The 24,615-nt window shown below is 71.5% G+C and carries 18 protein-coding genes and 1 pseudogene; 12 read left to right on the forward strand and 7 right to left on the reverse strand.

Annotated elements, in window-relative coordinates:
- Positions 1 to 3: 3 nt before the first annotated feature.
- Positions 4 to 156: a hypothetical protein gene (locus AB0L56_RS10480; RefSeq protein ID WP_365421229.1), complete on the reverse strand. Its 153-nt coding sequence runs from the start codon at positions 154 to 156 to the stop codon at positions 4 to 6.
- Positions 157 to 351: 195 nt separating this feature from the next.
- Entirely contained in the window at positions 352 to 1,803 is a 1,452-nt protein-coding gene (locus tag AB0L56_RS10485; RefSeq protein ID WP_365421232.1) for a hypothetical protein, read from the reverse strand.
- A gap of 322 nt (positions 1,804 to 2,125) precedes the next feature.
- Between AB0L56_RS10485 and AB0L56_RS10490 the strand changes: the two genes are divergently transcribed.
- From AB0L56_RS10490 to AB0L56_RS10510, 5 genes are all read left to right on the forward strand, one after another.
- Positions 2,126 to 3,154 carry an alpha/beta hydrolase family protein gene (locus AB0L56_RS10490; RefSeq protein WP_365421235.1) on the forward strand — a complete coding sequence of 343 codons (1,029 nt, stop codon included), beginning with the start codon at positions 2,126 to 2,128 and terminating at the stop codon, positions 3,152 to 3,154.
- 122 nt (positions 3,155 to 3,276) lie between these two features.
- Complete coding sequence (locus tag AB0L56_RS10495; protein ID WP_365421238.1) at positions 3,277 to 4,935, forward strand: N-6 DNA methylase; 1,659 nt, start codon at positions 3,277 to 3,279, stop codon at positions 4,933 to 4,935.
- Positions 4,936 to 5,071: 136 nt separating this feature from the next.
- Complete coding sequence (locus AB0L56_RS10500; protein WP_365421241.1) at positions 5,072 to 5,470, forward strand: hypothetical protein; 399 nt, start codon at positions 5,072 to 5,074, stop codon at positions 5,468 to 5,470.
- A 48-nt stretch (positions 5,471 to 5,518) separates the two neighbouring features.
- Positions 5,519 to 6,019: a hypothetical protein gene (locus AB0L56_RS10505; RefSeq protein WP_365421244.1), complete on the forward strand. Its 501-nt coding sequence runs from the start codon at positions 5,519 to 5,521 to the stop codon at positions 6,017 to 6,019.
- Positions 6,020 to 6,124: 105 nt separating this feature from the next.
- The gene (locus tag AB0L56_RS10510) at positions 6,125 to 6,727 is read left to right on the forward strand and encodes a hypothetical protein (protein ID WP_365421247.1); all 603 of its coding nucleotides are present in this window, start codon (positions 6,125 to 6,127) and stop codon (positions 6,725 to 6,727) included.
- Between the two features lie 173 nt (positions 6,728 to 6,900).
- On the opposite strand, the pseudogene AB0L56_RS10515 reads toward AB0L56_RS10510, so the two are convergent.
- Positions 6,901 to 7,128: pseudogene (locus tag AB0L56_RS10515) on the reverse strand (MerR family transcriptional regulator); the annotation flags it as partial.
- A 336-nt stretch (positions 7,129 to 7,464) separates the two neighbouring features.
- On the opposite strand from AB0L56_RS10515, the gene AB0L56_RS10520 reads away from it, so the two are divergent.
- The 3 genes from AB0L56_RS10520 to AB0L56_RS10530 all read left to right on the forward strand — a co-directional run bounded on the left by AB0L56_RS10520 (position 7,465) and on the right by AB0L56_RS10530 (position 9,401).
- Positions 7,465 to 7,992, forward strand: a complete 528-nt coding sequence (locus AB0L56_RS10520) for a hypothetical protein (protein WP_365421250.1) — start codon at positions 7,465 to 7,467, stop codon at positions 7,990 to 7,992.
- 189 nt (positions 7,993 to 8,181) lie between these two features.
- The gene (locus AB0L56_RS10525; RefSeq protein ID WP_365421253.1) at positions 8,182 to 8,331 is read left to right on the forward strand and encodes a hypothetical protein; all 150 of its coding nucleotides are present in this window, start codon (positions 8,182 to 8,184) and stop codon (positions 8,329 to 8,331) included.
- A 125-nt stretch (positions 8,332 to 8,456) separates the two neighbouring features.
- Positions 8,457 to 9,401: a serine/threonine-protein kinase gene (locus tag AB0L56_RS10530; protein WP_365421256.1), complete on the forward strand. Its 945-nt coding sequence runs from the start codon at positions 8,457 to 8,459 to the stop codon at positions 9,399 to 9,401.
- A gap of 294 nt (positions 9,402 to 9,695) precedes the next feature.
- Here the strand turns inward: AB0L56_RS10530 and AB0L56_RS10535 are convergent, their stop codons facing one another.
- From AB0L56_RS10535 to AB0L56_RS10550, 4 genes are all read right to left on the reverse strand, one after another.
- A complete protein-coding gene (locus tag AB0L56_RS10535; RefSeq protein ID WP_365421259.1) occupies positions 9,696 to 11,936 on the reverse strand; it encodes a UvrD-helicase domain-containing protein in 2,241 nt (746 codons plus the stop codon).
- Positions 11,933 to 18,820 carry a DEAD/DEAH box helicase gene (locus tag AB0L56_RS10540; RefSeq protein WP_365421262.1) on the reverse strand — a complete coding sequence of 2,296 codons (6,888 nt, stop codon included), beginning with the start codon at positions 18,818 to 18,820 and terminating at the stop codon, positions 11,933 to 11,935. Before AB0L56_RS10540 ends, AB0L56_RS10535 begins: the two co-directional genes overlap by 4 nt.
- Before the next feature lie 260 nt (positions 18,821 to 19,080).
- The gene (locus tag AB0L56_RS10545; RefSeq protein ID WP_365421265.1) at positions 19,081 to 19,413 is read right to left on the reverse strand and encodes a hypothetical protein; all 333 of its coding nucleotides are present in this window, start codon (positions 19,411 to 19,413) and stop codon (positions 19,081 to 19,083) included.
- Between the two features lie 144 nt (positions 19,414 to 19,557).
- Positions 19,558 to 20,049, reverse strand: a complete 492-nt coding sequence (locus AB0L56_RS10550) for an ATP-binding protein (protein WP_365421268.1) — start codon at positions 20,047 to 20,049, stop codon at positions 19,558 to 19,560.
- A gap of 642 nt (positions 20,050 to 20,691) precedes the next feature.
- On the opposite strand from AB0L56_RS10550, the gene AB0L56_RS10555 reads away from it, so the two are divergent.
- The 4 genes from AB0L56_RS10555 (at position 20,692) to AB0L56_RS10570 (ending at position 24,302) form a co-directional block, all read left to right on the forward strand.
- The gene (locus AB0L56_RS10555; protein WP_365421271.1) at positions 20,692 to 21,537 is read left to right on the forward strand and encodes a hypothetical protein; all 846 of its coding nucleotides are present in this window, start codon (positions 20,692 to 20,694) and stop codon (positions 21,535 to 21,537) included.
- Positions 21,522 to 22,739: a hypothetical protein gene (locus tag AB0L56_RS10560; protein WP_365421274.1), complete on the forward strand. Its 1,218-nt coding sequence runs from the start codon at positions 21,522 to 21,524 to the stop codon at positions 22,737 to 22,739. The genes AB0L56_RS10555 and AB0L56_RS10560 overlap by 16 nt, the downstream gene beginning before the upstream one ends.
- A 174-nt stretch (positions 22,740 to 22,913) precedes the next feature.
- Positions 22,914 to 23,162, forward strand: a complete 249-nt coding sequence (locus AB0L56_RS10565; RefSeq protein ID WP_365421277.1) for a hypothetical protein — start codon at positions 22,914 to 22,916, stop codon at positions 23,160 to 23,162.
- A gap of 729 nt (positions 23,163 to 23,891) precedes the next feature.
- The gene (locus tag AB0L56_RS10570) at positions 23,892 to 24,302 is read left to right on the forward strand and encodes a hypothetical protein (RefSeq protein WP_365421280.1); all 411 of its coding nucleotides are present in this window, start codon (positions 23,892 to 23,894) and stop codon (positions 24,300 to 24,302) included.
- Positions 24,303 to 24,615: the final 313 nt, after the last annotated feature.

Raw genomic sequence — 24,615 nt, forward strand, 5'->3', positions numbered from 1 at the left:
CGGCTACAGCCGACGGAGCACGGAGCGCAGTGTTGCGATCTCCCGCGCCGTGAGCTTGTCGGTGAAGAGGCGGCGCACGGCGGCTTCCAGGCCGGGGCGCACGGCGATGATGGCCCGAGGCCCGGCGTCGGTGAGGACGATGGTGAGTCCCGGCACCCTGTGTCCCGGCGGTCGCTGGGGTGTGACGACAGCCGCCAGGCCCGTCGGCTCAGTTGGCCAGCGCGACGCGCTCCACGCAGGCGACCTTCACGGACGCGATGTCGGACAGCTCGCGCCTGCCCTGGAGCTCGGCGGGGGAGTGGTGTCCAGGCTCTCGGGCGTGCTATCGGTCATGCGGGGCTCGAAGTCGGGTCAGGTGGACTCGCCGGTGCGTTCGTCCGTCTTCGCCATGCGGCTGACGGTCCCCGCCAGGAAGAGCACGGCGGCGAGGACCGATACGACGCAGGCCGCCCCGAAGACATCGGACTGCTCGTCCTCGAACATGCCGGTCGCAGTCAGCGCCAGAAAGACACCGGAGGTCTGCCATCCGGTGCCGTCGGGCATCCGACCCGCGGACCGAGTGCGTACGCGCGGCAGCCACAGCCGCAGGAGTTCGGCCACGGCGGCCAGGGCGACGAGCCGGGAGGCGACCATCGTGTACGGGTGAGCCGTGTTGCCGCCCATTTCACCCACACCCACGACGGCCGTCAGGCCGAAGTAGAGAACCGGAATCAGCCAGCCGGGGTGTGCCCGCACGCGGGGAACCGGACGGTGACCGTTGCGGCCCGTGACCTTGGCGAGACCGACCGCCGGCGCCGCATCCCCCGGAGTACGGGGAGACGGAATGCCGGGAAGGGACCGCGGCACCTCGGCGACCGGCCGCAGCGCGCGCTTCTGTGCGCGGCGGACCCGGCGGCCGACATCGCCGTACGCCTCCATGTGGGCGGACAGCCGGTCCTGGAGGTCCCTCAGCTGCTCGGCCATCGTGTCGAACTCCGCCCGGCGTTCGGCGGCGAGCCGCGCCGCCTCGCTCGCGGCGCCGTCGAGCAGGCCGAGGGCCTCGGTATGCAGCCGTACGGCCTCCTTGCGGGCCGTCTCGGCGGTCCGCGGCACCTCCGCCAACTCCTGGCGCAGACGGCGCCGTTCGGCCTCGATGATCTCGGTGATGCGGTGCCGTTCGTCCGGCGGCAGCGTGCGCGGGGCGCGGGCCTGCGCACGGGCGAGGGCGGCCCGGCGCCACTCCAGCAGCGGGCGGCCACGGTGCTCGCCGATGCCGTTGATGTGGACCTTGCCGCCCTTGGTGCGGTGGATGTAAAGGACGTCGCCGCCCTTGCCGTTCGGCGCCTTGTCCCAGCTCACGTCGTCGAAGTCGGCCGCGGTTCTGATGCCCTGCGCCGACAGGCTGCGGACGAGGCCTTCGCCGATGCCGTTCACGTCGCGGGCATTGAGGTAGGTGCTGCCGAGGGCCCGCTCGACGGACTGACGGCGCAGGACGGACAGGGCCTGACCCTCGCGGCGTTCGCGTTCTCCGTCCAGGGCGCCGATCCGGTGGTTCAGCGAGGCCTCCTGGACGGCCCGTTCCTCTTCGATGCGCCGCAGTTTCCCGCCGTGGGCGGCCTCGACACGCTTGCGCTGCCGTGCCTCGTGCTGGAGGCGCCGCTGGTCGGCGACCTCGAAGGCGCGGCGCTTGGAGAGGAGACGGCGCAGGGCGCCGATCGACTCGACGAGCCGGCGGCGTTCCGCACGCACCTCCGACGGGGAAGGGGCGGCCGAGGGCGGGACGGGAGCCGATCCGTCCCGGGGTGGGGTGGTGCTGTCGGTCAACGAGGGCTTCCTCAGGCAACGGGGTGTCGAAGGGCCGGGGCCCGGTGGCGGGGCGGGGACGCGGGAGGTTGCTTCCGGCCACGGGAGGTTGCTTCCGGCCACGGCCCACACCACAGGTGACCTGCGACGACGGGAAAAGGTTGTACGCAGCAGCGAGGAACATCTGCCCCACGGCTCAGCACGTTCCCCTCTGGAAAGAGGCACCCCCGAGGCACCCTGTCGCAAATGCGCTCCAGTGGTGGATCCTTCCTCGAGGCAAGTCCGTCCCGAGCCCGGTCCGAACCGTTCATGAAGCGACCGCACCGCACCGCAGGGAGCCACCGTGACCGCCGTCCTGACCCTACGAGCCCGCATCCGGCTCGTCCTCGCCGTACTCCTCCTCACCCTCCTGCCCATCACCCCCGCACTTGCCGCCGCCCCACCCGGACCGGCCACCACACCCCCCGCCCCCGGTGCCGCCAAACCGCACGGCGCCGAGGTCGTAGCGGTCACCCCGGTAGCGGACCGCCAGCTCGACCTGACCGTCCGCTCCACGGCCCTGGGCGGCCGGACGGTCAACGTCCGTCTCCTCACGCCCGACGGCTGGAACCCGGCCGACCGACACCGGCACTGGCCCACCTTGTGGCTCCTGCACGGCTGCTGCGGCGACTACACGTCCTGGACCGCCAGGACGGACGTCGCGGCCATCGACAGTCTGCGCGACGTGCTCGTCGTCATGCCCGAGGCCGGTTGGAACGGCTGGTACAGCGACTGGTGGAACCACGGCCAGGGCGGCGACCCCGCCTGGGAGACCTTCCACACGGTCGAGCTGCGGCACCTCCTGGAGCGCGACTGGGGCGCCGGCCGCAACCGCGTCGTGGCCGGCCTGTCCATGGGCGGTCAGGGCGCCCTGCTGTACGCCGCCCGCCACCCGGGCATGTTCAGGGCCACCGCCGCCTACTCCGGCTCCGCGCACCCGCTCCTGAACGACGAGTCGGTCGACCGCATCATGGGCTTCTTCGCGGGCCAGGGCAACGACCCCCTGCGCGTCTGGGGGGACCCGGTCGCCCAGCGCCACATCTGGCGGGCGCACGACCCCTACCACCTGGCCAAGCGCCTGAAGCACCTCCCCGTATACCTCTCCTGCGGAGACGGCACCACCGGCCCCCTGGACGCACCGGGCAGCACGAGTGCCCTCGAGGCCGACTTCAATCGCCAGAACCACGCCCTGGCCGCGGAGCTGAAACGCGTCGGTGCGAGGCACCTGACCACCCACTTCTACGGCCCCGGCACACACGCCTGGCGCTACTGGCAACGCGAACTGCACGCCTCACTCCCGATGCTGCTCGGGGCGCTCGGCGTGCACCGCTGAGGCTTGCGGACCCCCGCACGCTGGACGCACCGCTTCCGACACTCGATGCCTAAGGCACCGTTGACGCCGTCAACGTCCATACGCTATTGAATGCCCGGCGTCGCGCTGTGTACGGTGGCTGCATGCCACAGACCCCGGCCACTCCGACGAACCCGTTGGTAACCGGTTCCGAGATCGCCCGTATCGCAGGTGTCACCCGTGCCGCCGTATCCAACTGGAGGCGGCGGTACGACGACTTCCCGGCGCCGGCCGGCGGCGGGGCCCACAGTCCCCTGTTCGATCTGGCCGAAGTGCAGGCCTGGCTGGACAAGCAGCGCAAGGGACAGGACGTCACCGACGAGGTGCATCTGTGGCAGGTGCTGCGCGGCGCCTACGGCGACGACATCCTCGGCGGGCTCGCGGACGTCGCCGAAACCCTCACCGGCCGGGGAACCGACAAGCCCTCCACGCTCCCGGAGCAGGCTCTGGTCCTTGCCCGACGCCTGGCGGAGGACCGTTCCCCCGCCGAGGTGATGAACGACCTCGCCGAACGCTTCACGGACTCCGTACGGCGCGCGGGCTCCGATCAGGTCACCTCGCCTCGAGTGGTCCGTGCCGTCCGGCATTTCGCCGGGGACACGGCGGCCGACGTCGTGCTGTTCGACCCCGCCTGCGGAATCGGCACCCTGCTCCTCGCCGTGGGCTCCGCCCCGGGTGTCCGACGCCACGGTCAGGAATCGGACGCCCGCAGTGCCCGGTTCGCGCAGGCGCGGGGCGATCTCGCCGAGCGGACCCACATCGACGTAGAACAGGGTGACTCCCTACGCTCCGACCGGTGGGCGGAGTTGAAGGCCGATCTGGTCGTCTGCGACCCGCCGGTGAGCGACACCGACTGGGGCCGGGAGGAGCTGCTCCTCGACCCGCGCTGGGAACTCGGCACGCCGTCCCGAGCGGAGGGCGAACTGGCGTGGCTCCAGCACGCCTACGCACACACCGCCCCCGGCGGCCGTGTGATCATGGTCATGCCCGCCTCGGTGGCGTACCGCAAGGCCGGCCGTCGCATCCGCGCGGAGCTCGTCCGCCGCGGCATCCTGACGCAGGTCACCGCGCTGGCTCCGGGCACCGCCGCCGCGCACTCCCTCCCCGTGCACCTGTGGCACCTGCGCCGGCCACGGACACCGGACGACTCCGCCACCACGGTGCGCATGGTCGACCTGACGTCCAACGACCCGGACGCCCCCTTGGACCCGAGGCCCGAGCAGATCACCGAGGTCGACCGGATCGACCTGCTGGACGACGTCGTGGACCTCACCCCCGGCCGCTACGTGGAGGAGTCCCACCGCGACTACGGAGCCGAGTACGAGGCCCTGCGCCGGGAACTGGCCGAACAGCTGGACCGGCTGGCGGAACTGCTGCCGGCGCTGACCGCGGGCGAGCCGACCGGTGCACTGGACGGGCCGAGTGTCAGCGTCGCCGACCTGGTCCGGGCGGGGCTGGTCGAGTTCGCCGACCCGGAGCCGGTCTCGACCAGCGACCAGCTGGACACCGACTTCCTCCAGGGCTTCCTGCACAGCACCGCCAACACCCGCCGCTCCACCACCGCCAGCGGCACCTTCCGTCTGGACAGCAAGGGCGCCCGCATCCCGCAGATGGACATCGCCGTACAGCGCCGGTACGGATCCGCGTTCCGGGCCCTGAAGGAGTTCGAGGAGCGCTCCCGCCGGGTGACGGAACTCAGCCGCCAAATCACCACCCTGGCCCGCGACGCCCTCAGCACCGGCGCCCTACGCCCCCACGACTGACCGACAAGCCCCATGCGATTACTGCCGAGCCTTGGCACCATGTGGTGGGGGGACGGCTGTACGCGGCGCGTGACGCGACGCGACATGACGCGGTCTGCCGTGGTGGCGAGCTGCCGGTGCCGAACGAGGGGGAACAGTGGCGGACTGGATATACATCCTCAATCCGAACAAGGACACGCTCGACGGGGAGCCGTCCGACAAGGAGACGATGCGGCGGCTGGCGCAGGAGGAGCCCGAGTTAGACCTCTGGCTGAGCCGTCGCAACCGTATGGAGTGCGGAGACCGCCTCTGGTTCTTCTTCACCCACCCGGAGTCGGCGGTCGCCGCGGTGGCCGAAGTCGACAAGAAGCCCTGGGACGACCCGGAGAACCCCGGTGTCTGGTACCTCGTCGGAGCGGCCCTGCTCACCGATGCGACGCAGGCGCTCTACCGCGCCCCCGTGACCCGGGACGAACTGGGACTCGGGCAGGTGCGATCAGTGCAGAAGGTGAAGCCGCACGCGCTACCGGTGCTGCTGGAGCGGGCGGGCCTCTGACCGGCGGGAGGGCGGTCGACTGCCTGAAGCCTCGGTAAGGTGATCGGCATGTCGTCCGCGCACCTGCTGATCATCGGAGACCGGGCCGCCCTGAGCTGGGTGGTGACGGAGCAGCGGATGGCTTTCCCAGCCGGGCGGGCCAAGGCGGCGCGGACCCTGGTGGAGGGCGACGAGGTCTTCCTGTACACGACGCGCGGCTGCTTCCGGAACCCCACCCGCGACCTGGGCCGCGTGATCGGCCGGGCCTCAATCGCCGGCCCCGTCCGCGTCCTGAACCAGCCGGTCGTCTTCGGCGACCGCTCGTTCACGGAGGGCTGCCGCCTCGAGGTGTCCGGCCTGGCGCCGTTCCGCGAAGGGCTGGTCCTGCGTGACCTGGTGCCCCGGCTGTCGGTCTTCCCGGACCCGACGACATGGAGCGTCCGCATGCGGCGCGCGTCGCTGGCACTGCCGCCGGAAGACGCGGACCTTCTCCGAGCGGATCTCGATCCGCTGCTCCGTCCGTACGACGAGACCGCCGACGCCTACCGCTGGCAACCGGCGTCGGCTTGAGCCGGGACGAGGGCCCCGTGCCGGGCAGGAGGACCGTGTAGTCGATGGAAGGCCGGACGCGGGCGTGGCCGCGGTGACGTGCACACGTTCACGAGGGGACACGGGATGAGTGACGGCTTCTACTACTGGTACAGCGCCCAACAGGATTGGGAAGGTCTCGAACAGGTCCTCCACGCACTCGCGACGAGCGGAGTGCACCTCGCCCACCCCGCGTCCCGGGTTGTCACCGCCATCACCAACGGGCCGGATTCTTGGGGGCAGCAACTCCCCATGGAGCGAGCCGCATTGATCGAGCTCCTCACACTGACGAACAGCACAGAGGTGAACTTCCAGCTCTGGCTGAACGAGCAGACCGACCTGTTCACGAGGTTCCGTCGCCTGGCCGACGGCAGGATGGTCGTCGAATTCGGGCTCGACGGGATGTCGCGCGCCGAACAGGACATGGCGGTCCAGGCGGTCTCACACCTCATCGACACCGACCGGGACAGCACCTGGGGCATGGTCCTCGACCGACGCGGTCTCACGGAGGAGACGGACTGGGACGGCGTCATGCTGGGGCAGCCGGTCGAGATCGCCGAATGGCCCGATGCCCTGGGAGTCAGGCCGGAGGTAGCGGCTCGGCACCCTCTGCTCCGAAGGGCTCAAGGAGTGTCGAGGCCGCCCTTGGTGTTCTTCGGTGAGGACGCCGAGGCTGAGGCTTGGCATTGACGGACATGTGGCTCCACGCCGCATGTTCCAGCCCTCCGCGATCGTGTCCGAGACGGTCGGCGGTCTCGTGGTCGGCCCGCTGTGAACGGCGGGCGGTTACGGCTCATCACACCGAGCGGAGCGGTGGTCCATCGAACGCTTTTCTCCAGCCGTGCCCGTCGCACGGGTGACCTTCATGCGCGGGCGCGGAGGTAGGCGTCCAGTTCCGCGGCTCCGGTGAGCATCGCCCGCTCGCGGGCGGCCAGTCGGCCGTGCCACTCGCGCAACGTGTCTTCCAGCGGCTGGAGTCCGCCTGCCTCCCTCACCTGTGCGAGTAGCGGGGCGATCTGCTCCAGTAGGTGGCCGCCGCGTCGGAGTTGATGGGCCAGCCGTGCGTCGCGTACGTCGGCGTCGTCGTAGACGCACCCCGCCCTCCGCGTCTCCCCGTGGTTCGGCTACGCGCCGTTCGACCCAGCTCATCTGCCCCACACGGACGGGATCATGTTCCTCGCGGACGTGAGGGAGAGTCCGCGCCCGTAGGCGGCGGGGCGTCTGCCAGGCTGGGCGGGGAGTCGCACGCCCGATGCGGATGGGAGGAGCCCGCCATGTCCGCCCCAAGAGCCACGCCTCCCACCCCCGGCCGAGCTCATCGGGCCCCTGGCGCACGAGTTGAGCGTGTAGGCCCTCGGGACTGGTGGGCTCGCATGCACGCGGCATCCCTGGGTCCGTGTGAAGGCGACGGTGGCATGATCCGGGCCATGGATCAGCTTTCGTACTCGGCTGAATGGCTGTCACGGTGGCGCGAGGAGATCACGCATGCGGTGAGCTCCATGGTCTTGACGTTCGAGGAGAAGAACGGCTATGAGCCGGGCATGAATGAAGTCCGGATCGCCAGTAAAGAGGATCTTCGGGCTGTCCATGACGGTGGCCGGGAGCTTCAGGGATTCGAGGATCTGCTGACGTTCTACGAGTCGATCGGGGAGGTCGTGCTGCCAGAGGTGGGTAACGGCTTCTTCGTCCACTCGGCGTGCGATGTCCTGCACCGGGTCGAGGAGGAAGGGGTCTCCCTCTCGGAAGCGGACGGCCCTCATGGGATGGTGATCGCTTCGAATGGTGGGGGCATCCTCTATGTCGCAGACCGGGGCGGCGCGATCCACCGGTCTCGGAGCGCGTCCCTGGACGATGCAGAGTTCGACAAGGTCGCCGACACTCTGCCGGAGTTCCTTGAGCACGTCCGCCGCTGCGTCGTCCGTTTCGTGGAGACGGGCGAGACCGGAGATCTCTAGCGTTCACCGGTTGTGGTCGCCGGGGCGTATCGGCTCCAGGTTCTGCTGGCTTCGATGACCAGGCGGGTGGTGTCGTGGTAGCCGAGTGCCATCGCAATGACGGGGGGCCGGGGCCTGGGGGACAAGTTGGCGGATCGCGGAGGTCCTGCCGCGCTGTGGCGGGGTTTGCTGTGGCCGACGCACGCATACGTGGATCGGGGCGAGGCCGATGCCGTCGCCGGGCGTGGACGCGCTCGGCCCCGGGGCCCGCTGGTGGTCCCCGGTGCCACCTTGGACAGCTTCGTCGCCGGCAGCGACGGTGAACGCTTCGTCGTGCTGATCCAGGTGCAGGACGACTGACGCGCCCCACGGCAGGTGCGCGAGACTGGTTGACTTCTTCCGCGCGAGGCCGACGGCACCGGGTGCGCCTCCGGCCGGGCGGCCCGCGCGGAACACATCGCTGGGGCTCATCGAAGGAAGTGCACGTGGAGCAGTTCGCTGCGGGCAAGGTACTGCGCGGCAGGTACCGGCTGGACCGGATTCTGGGCAGAGGCGGGATGGGGCACGTCTGGCAGGGGACGGACACGTATCTGGAGCGTCCCGTCGCGGTCAAGACCGTCGCCGCGGATCTCCTCGCCCTGCCCGACTGGCGCCGTACCGCGTTGGCGCGGTTCGAGCGGGAGGCGAAGACCGCGGCGCGCCTGGATCACGCCAACGTCACCACCGTGTACGACGCCGCCGTCACCGAGGAGGTCTGCTGCCTGGTGATGCAGCTGGTCGACGGGACGACCCTCGACAACGTCGTCGACTGTGCCGACGAGGGGCGTCTCTCCGTGCCGGCCACGGTCTCGGTGGCCGCGCAACTGTGCTCAGGGCTCTCCGCGGCCCACGCCGCCGGCCTCGTCCACCGTGACCTCAAGCCCCAGAACGTCATGGTCCGCACCAGTGGCCTGGTGAAGATCCTCGACTTCGGTCTTGTGAAGGTCCTGGCGGACGCCGACCCGCAGCTCACCATGACCGGCGAGACGCTCGGCAACGTCGCCTATGCCTCGCCCGAACTGCTGGCCGGGGACAGGACGTTGGACGGACGCAGCGATCTGTACGCGGTGGGCTGTCTGCTGCATTACATGCTCACCGGCCACCCTCCCTTCCGCGGTCAGGGGCCCGCCGAGCTGGTGACCCAGCACCTCACCGCGACCCCGCCCCGGCTGGCCGACCACGGTGTCGACGCGCCGGCCGCGCTCCAGGACCTGACGCACGCCCTGCTCGCCAAGTGTCCCGAGGACCGTCCCGCCGGTGCGGCGGACGTGTACGCGGCCCTCGCCCCGTACCTGCCGGCCCCCGACCCGGCCCTCGCGACCCGCAGGATGCCGCCGGAGGACCCCCGGCGACCGTTCCTCGTCCCGCAGGCACCCGTCATGCCGCGTTAGCCGGGGCGGGTCGCGCCGCGGTCCCCGGGGGCGGGTTACGCCCGCGACGCCGGGGGCGGTTACGCCGCAGGCACCCGGAGCGGGTCGCGCCGCGACGCCGGCGGTGGGTTACGCCGTGGCCCCAGGGGTGGGTCACGTCGCGACGCCGGCGGCGGGTCGCGCCGCGGCCCCGGGGGTGTGTACGCGGCGACCCCGGGCCGGGTCACGCCGCGCCCCCGGGTCGCGCCAGCCCCCCGGCGGCGGGTCACGCCGCGCCACGGGTCACGCCCGCGCCCCCGGGCGCCCCCCGTCGCGTCACGCCGTAACCCGCCCCCGCGTCTCTATCAGCTCCCTCAGGAACGGGCTCGCCTCCCCGTGCCAAAAGATGTCCAAGCTGTCCCGAGCCCGCGTAGCCGCCACGAAGAGCAGGGACCGGGCGCGCTGCATCTCCGTGCGGTAGCGGGCCGGGTCCGTCGTGCGGCGTTGCTGGATGGCGGCGCGCGGGACCAGGCCGTCGGTGACCCCGGCCAGGATCATGCGCCGGTACTCGAGCCCCTTGAACCGGAACATCGTGCCGATGTGCACGCCGCTGTCGCCGAGGGGCCCGTCCGGGCCGATCTCCAGGGCCATGATGCCGTGCTGCCGCAACGTGTACGCGACCTCGCGCGCCATGTCGTTGGTCGGTACGGCGATGGCGATCTGCTCGTGCGGCACCTCGCCCCACGACGCGATCAGCGCGGCGATCGCCTCGCGCTCCTCCTGCCAGTCGGCCAGCCGGTGCAGGTCCGGTACGCCGCCGCTGAGCACGGAGCGGAACCCGGCCAGCGTGTCGGCCGCGCCGTCCAGGTCGTCGTACGTCTCCTCGCCCAGCACGTTCAGCGCCGAGCGCAGGATCTGCCGCGTGGTGCGGTAGCTCAGCGACAGCCTCGACGACCGGCCCCGGATGTTGATGCCGAGGCTGCCGAGGGTCACCTGGTTCTTGTAGATGCGCTGGTGGGTGTCACCGACCACGAACAGGTCGTTGCGGTCCGGGGCGGTCATCGCGCGCAGCATCTTCCAGTGCGCGGGCCGCAGATCCTGGGCCTCGTCGACCACGATGTGCCGGTATCGGTAGCGCAGCCAGCCCCCGGAACCGTCGGCCATGTGGACGTTGTCGAGCCCGCCCGCCTCCTCCCGCCGGCGTTCGATGTCCTGGATGCGCCGGGCGCGTCCCGCCTCGAGCTGTGCCGCCCGCTCCGCGATCTGGTCCCACGTCTGCACGCCGAGGCGGTCCAGGCGCTGGGTGAACCGCTCGGCGAGCTGCCAGATCTCGGCACGCTCGGCACGGCTGACCGTACGCCCGCGTCCGGCGCGGCGGGCCCGGAAGTAGTCCGTGCGGGACGTCACCGCCTGGCCGAGGATCACCTGGGTCCACTCGTCGTGCAGGAACTCCGCGTCCCAGCCGTCCTCGCCGAGCTCGTCGAGGAGCGAGCGCCATTCGCGCACCGCCTGCGCCTCGTCGACGATGCGCTTGCGGTTGCCCGGTTCGGCCTCCCGGACGGTCCGCAGCGCGAGCTGGTCGACGTGACTGATCTCCACGCGCGACAGCAGCGCCTCGCCGCCCAGGGCCAGCAGCCGTGAACGCAGGTCCGCCGCCAGGTTCTTGTTGTACGTCGTCAGCAGGACCGGCTTGGTCCGGCCGGCCGGGAGCCGCTCCACCAGGTGCTTGACCCGGTGCAGCGCCACGATCGTCTTGCCGGTGCCGGGCCCGCCGCCCACCCGCGCCGGGCCGTTGTAGTCCCGGCCGACCAGCTTGGCCTGGGTGGGGTGAAGGAACACCTTCCAGCGCCCGAAGTCCTCGCCCTCGAGCGCCTCGCGCAGCGCGTCGTCGGAAGTGGTGACGATGGTGGCGGGGCGGTCGACGGCGGCCCGGAAGTCCTCCGGGTCCACGGGATCGGGCACCGCGACGGGCGCGGTGACCTGCTCCAGGACGTCGCCGTACGCCTTGCCGTCGTACAGCGCCAGCAGCACCTCGCCGGAGAGCTGCGGCGCGTACTCGACGAGCCCGAGGAGCTGGTCCTCGGTGGTCAGCGCGGCGACGACGGGCACCAGGGAGGGGGCCACCCCCAGGTCGGTGAGCTCCTGTTCCGACCACTTCGCGAACAGCGGCTCCGGAGCAGCGGGTTGGGCGGGAGGCGCCGTCTGCGGGGCCGCGGGACTTAGCACCTCCTCCTGTACGACCTGGAGGTCCACGTACTCGATGCCGCCCGTGACGCGGTTGACGGAGTAGGTGAGCCGGTCCAGGTGCGCGTACACGTCCTTGCGGTGCTTGACCGAGACGATCAGCCAGTCGTCGTCGGCCAGCCGCAGCAGCAGCGCGCGGTACTCGTCGTTGACCCGCGCCGAGTGCAGCTTGTCGTGCCCCTGCAACTGCTTGAGGCGCAGGCCCGCCGAGTCGGGGTTGGTCTTGAACTTGTGCTGGAAGTCGTAGATCGCGCCCTTGACCGGACGGGGGAGCTTGAGGATCTCCCGGTCCGCCTTGTCGAGCAGGCGCAGCGTCACGTTCTTGCCGGTCACTGCTCTTCGTTCTCCCCTTCGTTACGACCTTCCCGGTCGTCGGATCGTTGTGCGCCGTCAATGCGGTCCGCGAGGTCGTCGGGCGTCCAGGCCGCGGCGGTACGCACCTCCCAGCCGGCCGCGGCGAAGTCGCGGTCCCGGTCGGCGGCCTCCGGATCGATGTCCTCGCCCTCCGGCGGGCTCGGGGTCCGGACGACTCCGACGCGTGCGTCCGGCCAGGCCAGTTCGGCCTGCCAGCCGGTGTGCGCGTCGAGTTCGTAGCCGTCATGCGGCACCGGGACGCCCCGTGCGGCGAGGGCCTCGGCGAGCGCGTGCAGGCCGGGCTCGTCCGGGTCGAGGTATTCGATGACCTTGTCCCAGGCCGGGTCCCGGACGGGAGGCGCCGCACGCGGGGTGGGGATCGCCTCGACGGCTGGGGGAGCCTGAGGTTCAGGCGCCGCGGCCAGTTCCGGCACGCCGCCCGCCAGCGTGGCCCGAACGCTCTCCAGCACCCCACCCCCACCTGTCACCGCCAGCGTCTCCACCGCGAACCCGTCAAGCCGCCCCGTAGTGAGCTGTACGCCGTCCCCGCCCCCGGTGTCCAGGAACTGCAGCACGTTGGACCAGTACAGCCACGCCCGCCAGCGCCGCTTGTGCGCCTCCTCCCGGGCGTGGACGCCGGACGCGTCGTCGAGGAGGACCACGCCCGTCCACGCGGGCGGCCTGGCCCGGCCATCGGCGGCGACGACCAGCGGCAACCCCGAACGGTCGGTCACCGCGAACAGCTGCACCGGGCCGCGCGGCCCCGCCGGTGTCCCCCCGCGCAGCGCCACCGCGATCTGCCCGCCCACGGCGTCCGGGGTGAGGGCGACCGGGCGGACGCCGGTCCCCATGAAGCCCGCCAGCGCGGCCTCCGCACGCCACTGCCAGCGCTCCGCGTCCGGCCGGCGCAGGTACTCCGCCAACTGCACGGCCGGGTTGACCCACACCGTCTCCGCGAGTTCCCCGGGCAGCCCGCCCCGCACGGTGGAGTAGTAGCCCCGCGCCTTGTCGCGCGCCGCGTCGCCGTACGGCAACCACACCGGGTCGGCCGGCCCCGCGCCCCCGCGCCCGGTGTCCCGGACACGGCGCCGCCAGTCGCTCACGTCGCCGTAGGTGAGCTGGAAGACCCGGAGCCCTTCCGCGCGCAGCCGGGTGCGCTTGTCGGCGTCGTCACCGGCCCGGTTGTGCGCGCGGCCGGCGTGGAACTCGTAGCCGTCCAGATAGAGCGCCACGCGCGGGCCGGGCGCGTCGACCCGTTCGAAGAGGACGTCGGGACGGGTGCCGTCGAGGACCCGCTGCTGCGACACCCGCCAGCTCAGCGTGGTGCCGTCGGCGGCCGTCAGCCGCAGGTCCAGCGCGTGGGTGCCGGCGGGGGTGATGTAGGCGTCGCCGCTGGCGCGGCTCTCGGGCAGCGCGGCCCACTCCCGCAGCGTGTCGATGAACAGGACCTCGAGGTCGCTCTCGGCCTGCTGGTGCATCGGGATGTGCTGGGTGGTGGTGACGGGGGAGGTGGCCCAGCGTTCGCCGTCCGCGCCGAGCAGTTCGTCCAGCATCTGCCGGACCTCGTTGCGGCTGACCTTGTCGTAGTCGGCCGGCGGGACGCGGCGCAGCAAGCAGCGGTGGCAGCCGTCGAGGCCCTTCTCCCGGCAGCCGCAGTCCTCGATCACCTCCCGGGCCTTCAGCAGGACCTCGCGGAAGCCGTCGGAGGTCGCCAGGCGGTGCAGGTACCCGGTGCCGCCGGGCAGCCGGTCGTAGACCACGAGGAACCGGCGCGGCCAGTCGCGGTCCTCGCCGTCCGGCATGGACGCGGCCGTGATGTCGATGTGGTCGGGGTCGCCGCCGTAGCGGGCCGCTATGCCCGCGAACAGGGCGGCGGTGAACGAGGCGAGCCGCTCCTTGGCCCGTGCCACGGACGCCGGCAGCAGGATGCGGACGGCCTCCGTGGTCAGCTCGTGGGCGAGCAGCAGCGGTACGTCCGTGCCGGCGCCCTGCGCCTCCCCGCCGCCGCGCAGCCGCCGGCGCGGGCACCACAGCTGGTGGTGGGCGCTGGCCCGGGTGGACTGGGCGAGGGACGCGGTGAGCGCGTGTTGCGACTGGTCGACGACCGGCCGCCCGTCGGCCGTCGCGCCGCCGCAACTCGTGCACACGTAGAAGGGGTTGAGCCGTACGTCGTCCCCGGCCAGCGGAACCGTGCTGCTGCCGTCCTGCCGGTCGATGCCCAGGTTCAGGGTGCGTACGACGGCCCTGCGGGTGAAGTCGGCGCCGAAGACCGCGGTGTCGTGCCGCCACGATCCGGCCGCCAGATGCACCGGGTCGATGTCGACGGTGGTGAGCACCGCGTAGCGCTTGCGGTCCCGCTCGTCGCGGTCGTCGCGCACCCGTGCGTCGTCCCGCTTGTCCCGTGACGTGACACGGCGGGGCTCCAGTACGCGGTGCACGCAGCCGGCGTCGGCTATCTCCCGGGAGCCGCACCGCGGGCACGGCGAGGTGTCGCTCTTGGGGTCGCCGTGGGTACGTGCGTACCCGCAGGCCGGGCAGAGCCGCCACACCGACCAGGCGCGCCGCTCGGGGCTGCCGATGTCGAGGGCGCGTACGACGTGCCGGTAGCCGTTGACGTAGAAGCTGTTGCCGGGCGCGAGTTCGGTCAGGGCGAGTTTGCGGGAGCGCTCGTAGTCGCGCATGTCGCTGCGGTACACCCACTCCCGGCGCTCCTCGTCACCGTCCTCCGACGCCCCAGACGCCTCCGCGCCATCCTCTCCGCCGGCGGCCTCCTTCCAGTAGAGGGTGGCCTCCAGGGTCGTCGTGGTGTCGGTGAGGCTGTAGTTGGGCAGCAGCCCGAGTTCGACGAGGGCACCGTGCGCGCCCGTCTGGCTGAGCTGGCGCAGCAGTTCGGTCGTGGCGCGTCGCTCGGCGAGCAACTCGCGCCGTTCGGCGCCCTGTTCACGGTCCTCGGCGAGCAGCCCGTCCACTGCCTCGTCGATGGCGGCGATACGGCGGCGCAGTTCCTCGCGGCGCGCCGTCCACTCCTCCTCGGCCTCGGCCAGGGTGCGCGCGATGCCGCCGGTGGCGTACGCGCGCAGCTCGTCGGCGGCGTGCGGGGACACCCCCCGGTCGTCGTCGGGGCCGCCCGGCGCCTGCGGGAACAGCGCCAGGAACTCCTCGACCAGCCGGGCGCCGTGGGTGAGCGCCGCGTCCGACAGGTCCTGGCACCAGCCGGTCGTGCCGAACAGCGCCGACGACAGGCGGGGCACGGACGTGAGCAACTCGCCGTCCGCCGTGGTCAGTTCGCCGCGTGCCGCCCGGTCCAGCAGATGTGCCGTGTACTGGCGCCGCAGGATCTCGACGGCCGACAGGTAACAGCCGGGCGGCACGATGTCACCGGCGATCATCTCGGTGGGGTCGTCCAGGTAGTACTTGTCGCGGGCCCGCCGCCCGCCGAAGGCGACCACCAGGGCGTTGCCGGTCCGGCGCCCGGCACGCCCCGCGCGCTGCACGTAGTTGGCCGGGCCGCCCGGCAGCGAACCGAGCAGCACCGCCGACAGGTCGCCGATGTCGATGCCCAGTTCCAGAGTGGGCGTGCACGACAGCAGGTTGGGGTCGGTGTAGTGGACGCCCTGCCGGAACGTCCGCTCGACGCGCTCCCGTTCGGGCCGGGTCAGCATGCCGGTGTGTTCGGCCGTGACGACCCGGTACGTGCCGCCGGTCAGATACAGGCGCCGGTAGTAGTCCTCCCGGTAGTCGCGCTCCAGCTTCCCGCCGAAGCCTCCGCTGCCCGCCCCGGTCGACGACATGCCGTACTGGGGAGGCGTGAGGACGCCGGTGCAGCGCCAGCGCGGGCAGGGGTGCCCGTACCAGCGGGTGCGCCGCTCGGGCGGTACGACCTGCTGCCAACCGCACTCCTCGCAGGACACGAACGCCTTGTTCACCAGGTCGTCCGCCAGCAGCCGCACCTCGATGTGGCCGGGCTGGAGCCCGTACACGCGGGTGGCGCGGTCCTTGGCGGTGCGCGCCGACACCACGCCCTCCTCGGCGAGGACGGGCAGCAGCCGCCGCAGGTACTCCGTCGCCTGGGCGGCGTCCAGGCCGAGGCAGCGCCGCGTCCAGTCCTGGTACCAGTTGCCGCGGCCGGCGATGGTGTCGAACTTGGTCTTCTCCTTGGGCCCGGCGAGCAGGAACCTCGGCGGTGCCACATACCCCTCGGGGAAGGCGGGCATCCCCTCCGGACGGCGGCCGGAGATGAGGTACTGGTTGACACCGGCTTCCTTGATCCAGGTGTCCAGCCACCGGTGCCGGACGCCGCCGCGCAGCCGCATCCGCTCCAACAGGCCCCGCACATACGCGAGATACCGGTCGGGCGTGGGCAGGCCGCCGTCCAGGCCGAGCTGCCCCGGCAGCGTGAGGTGCAGGTCGCGGGCGAGCGCGACGATCCGGTCGGGTTCGGCGATCACCACCTCGGCGGCGGTGGTCCGGGTCAGCTCCAGGGTGCGCCCGAGGCGCGAGCGCAGCCCGAACTCCATGACGGTGGCGAACGCGAGCCGTTCCCCGATGAGCTTCCAGGTCCGCGCGTCGCCCGTGCCCCGCCCCGACAGCAGCCGGTCCACGCCCGGTTCGTCGTGCAGATCCGGCGGGACGACCGCGGCCAGCGTCTGCGGGTCGTCGACGGAGTCCAGCACGTCGCCGATCAGGTCGTTCAGCGGGAGCGGCGCCCCGTTGTCGTCCAGCCGGTGGGCGAGCAGGGAGCGCAGCGAGAACTTGTACGAGGCGTTGGCGACGTATCCGGCGCGGTGGGCCGCGTCCTGCGTGGAGTCGTTGAACAGCAGCGTCTTGCGCTCCTCCGGCGCCAGCGCGATCTCCTGGCCGCCTGTGAACAGCTGGGTGACGGCGGCGGACGCCAGGGCGGCGAGCGCGGTGCCGAGGAAGCGGATGCCGTTGTCGGCGTTGCACGCCGGGCAGGTGTCGTCCTTGGCGGCCTGGTCGGCGGTCTTCTTGTCGAGGACGGCCCGCGCGAACCAGGCGTCCTGCAGTCCCTCCCCGTCCTCGGCGACGGGCATCCGGTACGTGCCCTGCGCGCCGTCCAGCACCACCACGGACTGCGGGTCCACGCCGCCCGCCGCCTTCGGCGCGCTGCCGGTGAGCGCCGCGAGGGCGTCCCGCGCCTCGGCCGGTGTCGCCGAGACGAAGTACCGCAGCCGGCGCTTGTCCCGTCCTACGGCGGCGTTCCAGATCTTCTGCGGGCCGGTTTCCAGCTTCTGCGGATCGGCCTCCGGGGACAGCGCCGCCCACCCCGAGCGGCCGCAGACGCGGCAGTAGACGGCGGGCAGATGCGTCTGGGCCGGCCGCTGCACGGTGTCCGAACCGGGCAGTGCGTCGGGCCGCCGCGAGTCCGCCGTCGGCCACTCGTCGCCGTCGGAGGAGTCCTCGGACGCGGACGCGGCGGTGAGCGCGGAGCGCCGGGCGATCGTCCGCTCGTCCTCGTACCAGCGGAACTCCGGCCGGGCGCCCACCCCGCTCAGCACTCGCCCCACCGGCCGCACCCACAGATGTGCCTCGATGTGCAGCAGCGGACGCGGCCGGCGCTCGTCGGACTCCGGGTCCCGCGCGGACGACAGCAGCGCCACGAACCTCGACAGCGCCTCCAGGGCGAGCCGCGGGGTCTCCCGCGCGGTGCGCGCCCACGCGTACCCGAAGCGGGCCATGCGGTCGCGCAGCCCCCATGCGTCGAGCGGCTCGCCGTTCAGCAGCGCGAGCACCCCGTGGGTGAAGTCGTGCTTCCGCAGCAGCCTTCCGATCTGGAAGGCGTCCAACCCGCGCCGCCCCAGTAGCCGTTCGGCGAGCCCGTCCAGGTCGAGCCGGTCGGGGTCGGACTCGACGCCCGGTCCGCCGGAGACCTCGATGACCTCCTTGGGGTCCGGGGGCTCGGGCAGCTCGTAGTCGATGTCACCGACGAAGTCGCCGGCGCTCAGCCGCTCCTCGCCGATCACGGAGTCCGGCCCGAACGGTACGCCGAAGACCTGCTCGGCGACCGCGAGGATGCCGCTGCCGTCGCCGCCGCCCTCACCGAGGGTCGCCGAGGTCGCCACCGGGCAGATCGACCCGAGCGGCCGCTCCGGCTTCGAGGCGCCCACGGCGGACGCCAGCCGCCGCAGCAGCATCGCCACGTCCGTGCCCTGCGCACCGTCGTAGGTGTGGAACTCGTCCAGCACCACGTACGCCGGGTCCGCGCCCTCCCACAGCGGCCGGTCCTCGGCTCGCTGGAGCAGCAGGTCCAGCATCTTGTAGTTGGTGATGAGCACGTCCGGCGGCGCCTGCCGCATCTCCTCGCGCCGTGTCATCACCCGCCGGAAATCGGTGTCCGGCCTGTCCCCGATGTAGAGACCGGCCGTCACCTGCGCCAGCTCCGGCTGCGCGAGATACTCCCCGATACGGCCCGCCTGGTCGGTGGCCAGCGCGTTCATCGGATACAGCAGTACGGCCTTCACCCCGCGCCGCCCCAGGGCCTTCTGCCGCCGGCAGTGGTCGAGTACGGGGATGAGGAACGACTCCGTCTTGCCGGACCCGGTGCCGGTCGTCACGAGCGTCGGCTCGGCCGCCCCCCGGTAGGTGCTCAGCCGCTGCCACGCCTTCGCCTGGTGCCGCCACGGCGTGAACGCCGGCTGCCACTCCAGCGCCGCCTGCCACCCGTCCCCGGCGGGATGGAACGGCGTCCTGATCCGCAGGTACGGCCCCCGGAATATCCCCGTCTCCGGGTCCCCCAGGAACCGCTCCAGCGCGAGCCGCGTGTCCTCGTCGGCCAGCGCGTACGTCGTCGTGAGGTACTGCGTCAGACTGCCGCGGAGCTGCGCGGCGGCCAGGGTGGGCTTCACGAGGACCTTTCGGGCGGGACGACTACCGGGACCGTCGGGCACGCGGCGTCGTCACAGCCGACGCGGCCCCATGACGACCAGCGTCAAAAATACCGCCCACCTCGGACATCCGTACCCACCTGGTCCCATCCCGCAACCGCCGACCGCACCGGACGCGACTCACGGCTCCCGGCCCACCGCCGACTTGGTGGGCGGAGGCCCCGTGGGCTCCACGGCGCCAAAGCAGCTCCCGGCCAGAGTCGCTACGCCTACCTCATGTCTCATCCGCCCTGTCGCCGAGGGACATCACGCAGGATGTCGTCGATACGGCCGTTCCCCTCCTCGTATCCCTCGCCCTCGTCTTCCAGTTCCATGATTCGCCTGATCTGCTCAGGCGTGAGACCGCGGTCGTGCAGGCCGACGACCTGTTCACGCCACGCGATCGCCGACGCGGCCCCCTCAATGCGATAGTGAGCGTCCCGAGCCTCGCGAGCGATCTCCTGCGCCTGCTCGAGTGCCTTATCTGCCCTTCGCAGGCTCGTCAAAGCAACCACAATCGCAATCAGGTTTCCCAGGACCGCCGACAGCGCAGCGATAATGGCCCAAACGTCCATAAGGTCCCCTCGTCCCCTCGTGAACAGCAGAGCCGCACGTGCTGCCAGTGTGCCCGATTGGGCAGCTCCCGATGGCCGCCCGGGCTGCTTCCAGCTCTTCGGTCGGCGCCCGGCGCAGCGCCGTTCGGGCAGCGGACAAGCACGTTACGGACAGCACAGCCCAGATTCCCGGTGTTTCGGCGCGGTGTTCGTCACCGCCCACACGGTCTTGCCGGGGCCGTCGCGGCGGTCGGTGACGCCCCAGTCGTCGGCGAGGGCTGCGACGAGGAGGAGGCCGCGGCCGGACTCGGAGTCGGGGTTGGGGTCCGTGGGGGCGGTGGCGGTGGGCCGGCGTTCGGTGCGGGTGTCGGAGACCTCCACGCGCAGCCGCCCGCCGTCCGCCTCGGCGGCGAGCCGGACGTGGAAGTCCCGGCCGGGGACGCGTCCGTGCTGGACGGCGTTGGCGCAGAGCTCGGCGGTGATCAGGGCCAGCGTCTCGTTGACGCCGCTGTCATACGGGTGCCCCCAAGCGTTCAGGCAGTGCGAGACGAACAGCCGGGCCAGCCGGGCTCCTCGCGGAGTGGAGGTGAAGGCCATCGCGAACTCCACGGTGTCGGTGGGGCGAGAGGGGCGGAGCGGAGAGGATGAGGTGCGCATGTGCTCAGCGTTGTGGCTGCGTCGGTGCCGCCACCAGCAGCGACGCTTGTACGACGGGGTGCTGTACGCCGGTGGGACGCCGGTACGGGGTGTGGGGGGAAGAGGCGCCGTGTCGGTGTGTATACGGTATGTGCCGCTTGCTCGACCTGCCGCGGCTCCTCACCGGCGGCCCGCCTCCACGACCCGCCGCTGTCAACCCTGCGGACAGCAAGAGCCGTTGTCCCTAGGGTGGGTGATGAGGGACGGTCGGCCCTCGACGGGGGTTCCGCACGGGGCTCCGCGCCGGGCCGCCGAGCGGGAACACCACCTATCACGTCGTGAGGGGACGGCATGACGGCGACCGCGCCAGCGGGCGGGACACCGGAACCCCGGCCGGACACCGCCGGGATCACCGGGGGCAGCACCACTCCGGGACCGGCAGGGCAGAACGGAACCCCGGACGGTACCTCACCGCCCGCCCCCGTACCGCCCCCGCCGACGCGGCCCCCGGACGTGCCGCCTCCGCCTCCTCCTCAGCCCCCGGCGTCCCCCGGCGCGGGCAGCGGGGCCGACGACGGTCTGCGGACGGTCCTTCCCGAAGCGCTCGGCGTGCCTGCCGGAGCCTCCCGGCGCAAGAGGAGGCTGTGGTTGACGGTGGCGGCGGTGAGCGCTGTGCTGGGAGGTCTGGGCGGTGCGCTGCTGGCGTACGCCATGATCGGGCCGAGCGTCACCAAGGAGAACGACTCCAACAAGGCGTACGACGCCTCCCAGCCGCCGTTCACGGTGTCCGTCCAGCCCGAGCAGAGTGAGCCCCGGGAGTGGGCGATGGTGCTCGACCGGACGCTGACCGACGAAGAGATCCGGAAGATGAAGGCCAGTTCGGACGTCTTCTCCTACCTCAAGTCCCTGGGGGGCCGGCCGCTCGCCTACGCGCCGCTGCTGGAGCACGCTCCGCAGCGCTACCTGGAGGGGCAGACCTCCAGTGGGCGCATGGAGTTCTCGGACAACTTCAAGATGACCGTGATGAGCACACGCCAGTACGCGGTGACCATCAACGACTGGAAGGTCACGGACCTCTCGTGCCGGGAGAGCACCGCGCAGGCCGTCGTCGGCCTTCCGCCGCAGGGTGGGGCCGCCTATGAGGGTATCCGGCTGCACCTTCCGCCCCGCGCCGACGAACCGGTGCTGACCGACGAAACCGAAGGACAGGGCGAGCCCTATTTCGAGAACCGCTTCGTCGAGGTCGGCAACGGTCAGTCCTCGGGCGGGCTCCGGGCGGAGGTCATCGCGCCGCGGGGACAGATCTGCGAATGGGGCATCCAGGTCCATTACAACGACACCTACCGGCCGGAAGGACGGTGGGTCCAACTGAAGGACGACAAGGGCGAGCCGCTGCGCATCCGCACGGAGTCCGTCCCGGAGAACCCCCGGCAGAGCTGGGTCTTCGGGGCCATGCCCTGGACGTCGTGTGACGACATGCCCGAGGAGGGGCAGTGTTACGGGCTCTGACGGGCAAGGCCGCGGTCCTGGCCGCCGTGCTGGCCATCCTGTGCGTCCAGGGGTGCGGCTCCTCGCAGTCCGAGGAGGAGGAAGGGCCGGAGCCGGGTCCCTCGGCGCCTTACTGGGGCAACCGCGGATACACCCTTCCGGACAGCCCGTTCACCCGCGAGGACACGGTCGTCACCGCCACGTGCAGCATGGGCGCACGGTACGCCGGGGTCACCGTGCAGGCCTGGGATCCCGAGCGGTGGGAACTGCGCGGGACGCGGGGCTTCTTCATCCCGGTCGACGCCGCGTTCACCAACTACCCGGACGTCAAAAACGTCAACAGTCCTCTCGTGGATCTCTGCGGAGTGAGTTCGGACAGCCCGTCGCCCTACGCCGTGGACGATCTCGAGTACGTGACTCCCCGGGTCCGCGCCCTGTTCGACCTGGCGTACACGCGCATGGCGGTGGTGCTCCGGGACCCGGACGGCAGGACGACGCACGCCGGCTACGTGGAGAGCGAGGGCAACGCCGACGACTTCGTGAGTCTGAGCGACGCGGAGGGCGACGACGAGCAGAACGCGGTGATGGCGCCCGACGGGCGCAGCGTGTGGTTCTCGTACATCACCGCCGACGGTGAGCGCAGGATCGGCTCGCGGTCCACGGAAGGGGATCACCGGCTGTCGGACGAGGGCCCGGCGATCGGGCACGACCTCCCCCTGACCGTCACCGGGAAGCCCTCGCGCGCCGTCCAGGCCAACATGGTCCACCTCGCTCCCGACGGCCGCCGCCTCACCGCGACCGCGCCGAAGATCTACGGGCACGTTTTCTACACCCGGGATTCCTCGGGACCGCTCACCGCGGCGTCGGGCCGCTCCGCCACCCTGCTCAGCGGGTGCGTCGGCATCGTCGGCTGGGTCGCGGATGAACGGGTGCTGTGCCGCGCCCAGTCCGGCACCTTCCGGACCGTGGACGCCCGTACCGGCCGTGCCGAGGGCAACGCCGTCGCCGTGGTGCGCGAGGACGACGGGAGGGTCGCCGAGGGGATGGTGGTCGCGGCGGGCGGTGAGAAGTTCATCGCGTCCGTTCACTCGCCCAACGACCGCTCGGGGCAGCCGTTGGGCCTGGGCGACTTCCGGGTGGTGTCGACCTCGGGGGAAGGGGCCGCGGTTCCTGTCTCCGCCGAGTCCTTGACCAACGACACGGTGTTCCTGGAGTGGCGCTGAAGCACGCGGGTGCGGGTGTACAGGCGGGGGCTGTACGTGGGAGGGCGGACCTCGCGCGGGTGACGCTGATCCGCGAACGAGACGGCGTGGGATCGGGCCTCGGCCCGGCACACCCTCGCCCGCCTGGAGCGGGAGGCGGGCCGGCTGCCGCAGGCGGCGGACAGCCTGGCCGCCGTGCGCGACGCCCTGGCCACCCCGGGCGACGACTCACTGCGCCACTGGCACCGGGTCAACCTCGGCCGCTTCATCGCCGAGGAGCACTACCAGCTCACCCTCGCCCTGGCCGACGCGGGCCGCCCCGAGGAGGCCCGTGCCCTCCTCACCGCCGCCGATGCCGTACTCGGCGAACTCTCGGACAACGCCGCGAACGGCGTCCGCGAGCTCGCCGAGCGGACCGCTGCCCGCGTCCGGGAGGCCGACTGAGGACGGGCACGGCGGGCGGCCGGCCCGCCAGGAAGCAGGGGCTGCCGAAGCCGTCTCCTAGCCCGCTGGGCCACTACGCCGGCTCCAGTAGCGACACGACGTCCTCGACGGCTGCCTCACCGGCACCGGCCTGCCCCAATCATCATGAGGACATCACGCTTTGAAGGGTCGGTAACCAGCCAGTGGACCCGGGACTCGCTGTCCGGTTTTCGCCTACCCGGGAGGACTATGACCACGGCATGATCATGCACATTACAAGGTGCAGCATTGCCCGTGAGTGACATGTCGGCCAGGCGTCCGTTGCCTGGTCAGAAGGGTCAGATGGCCGTGTCGTTTCGCGTAACGGGGCCGCTGGTGCGGCGGCGAGGCAGGAGACTCTTCGCCACAATCCCGGCAACCGTGGCGGACGTAAGGGCAGTCGTCCATCTCAAGGGAACCGCGGTCGATTTCGTCAAGACATGCGGTTACGACACCTTGCTTCAAGCCCGCGATCCAAGGGATGACGATCTCGGCGTCCACACGTGACACATCACCGTCGAAGAGCTACTCGACGGCGACGGAAACGGGGCTGACGACGGCTGAGGTGCGAAGCGGTCGGTCCACGGCGTCGCCATGAATCAGTCCCAGCTGTCCGCCGGCCGGACGGGCAGCGAAAACCGCCCGGAAGGGCGGGCGGGCAATAAGTGCGCCAGCGCGCATGAAAATCCACCCCACGAAAGGAAGCGACAAGTGACACTCCGTCGTAAGCTGAGCTCTCTCGTACTGGCGGTGGCCTGTGCCGTACCGCTCACCGCCTTCTCCGCAACCGAAGCCCAAGCCGGAACGATGGGCACCCTCGGCTTCGGCCCGACGAAGTGCTCGTACCTCACGAATGGCGACCTCTGCGCCACTGGCATCTCGGGTTCCCCCGACGGATACGACGCAGCCTACGCAAAGTATTCGGGCTCCACTGTGACCGTGCGGTTCAGACTGATGTGCATCAACGGGTTCCAGAAGGACGACAACGGCGCCTTCTCCATCTCCGCAGGTCAGCGGAAGAGCTTCGTCTTCTCGGTCGGCGACCAGGGATCCTGCAGAGTGCGCATGAAGGACGTCAACAGCGGCGCCTACTACTACAGCCCGTACGTGGTGATCCCTTAAGTCCCAACTCCCCTGCGGCGCCCGGAGAGAGCCGCAGGATCACCACCGGAAACGGGCCCCCACTGCCGCACTGAGAGCGGCGGTGTCCGGACGCGCGTGGGGGAGGGGATCGGAAGGCCCTCTCCCCCGTCGTCGATTCCCGGTAGGGAACTCCTGAATACTGCCGCACGGCTTCGCGATCTTGCCGCGGAGGTCAAAGCGGGCGGCTTCAGGTCAGCTGCACCATCCGACGAGTGTGAAAGCATGCGACGATGCCAAACGATGCTGCTCACGGGGGTCCCGCCCAGGTCGCTGCCCGTCTCGTAGCGACCGC

It is taken from the genome of Streptomyces sp. NPDC052079, from assembly GCF_040680275.1.
Lineage (GTDB): Bacteria > Actinomycetota > Actinomycetes > Streptomycetales > Streptomycetaceae > Streptomyces.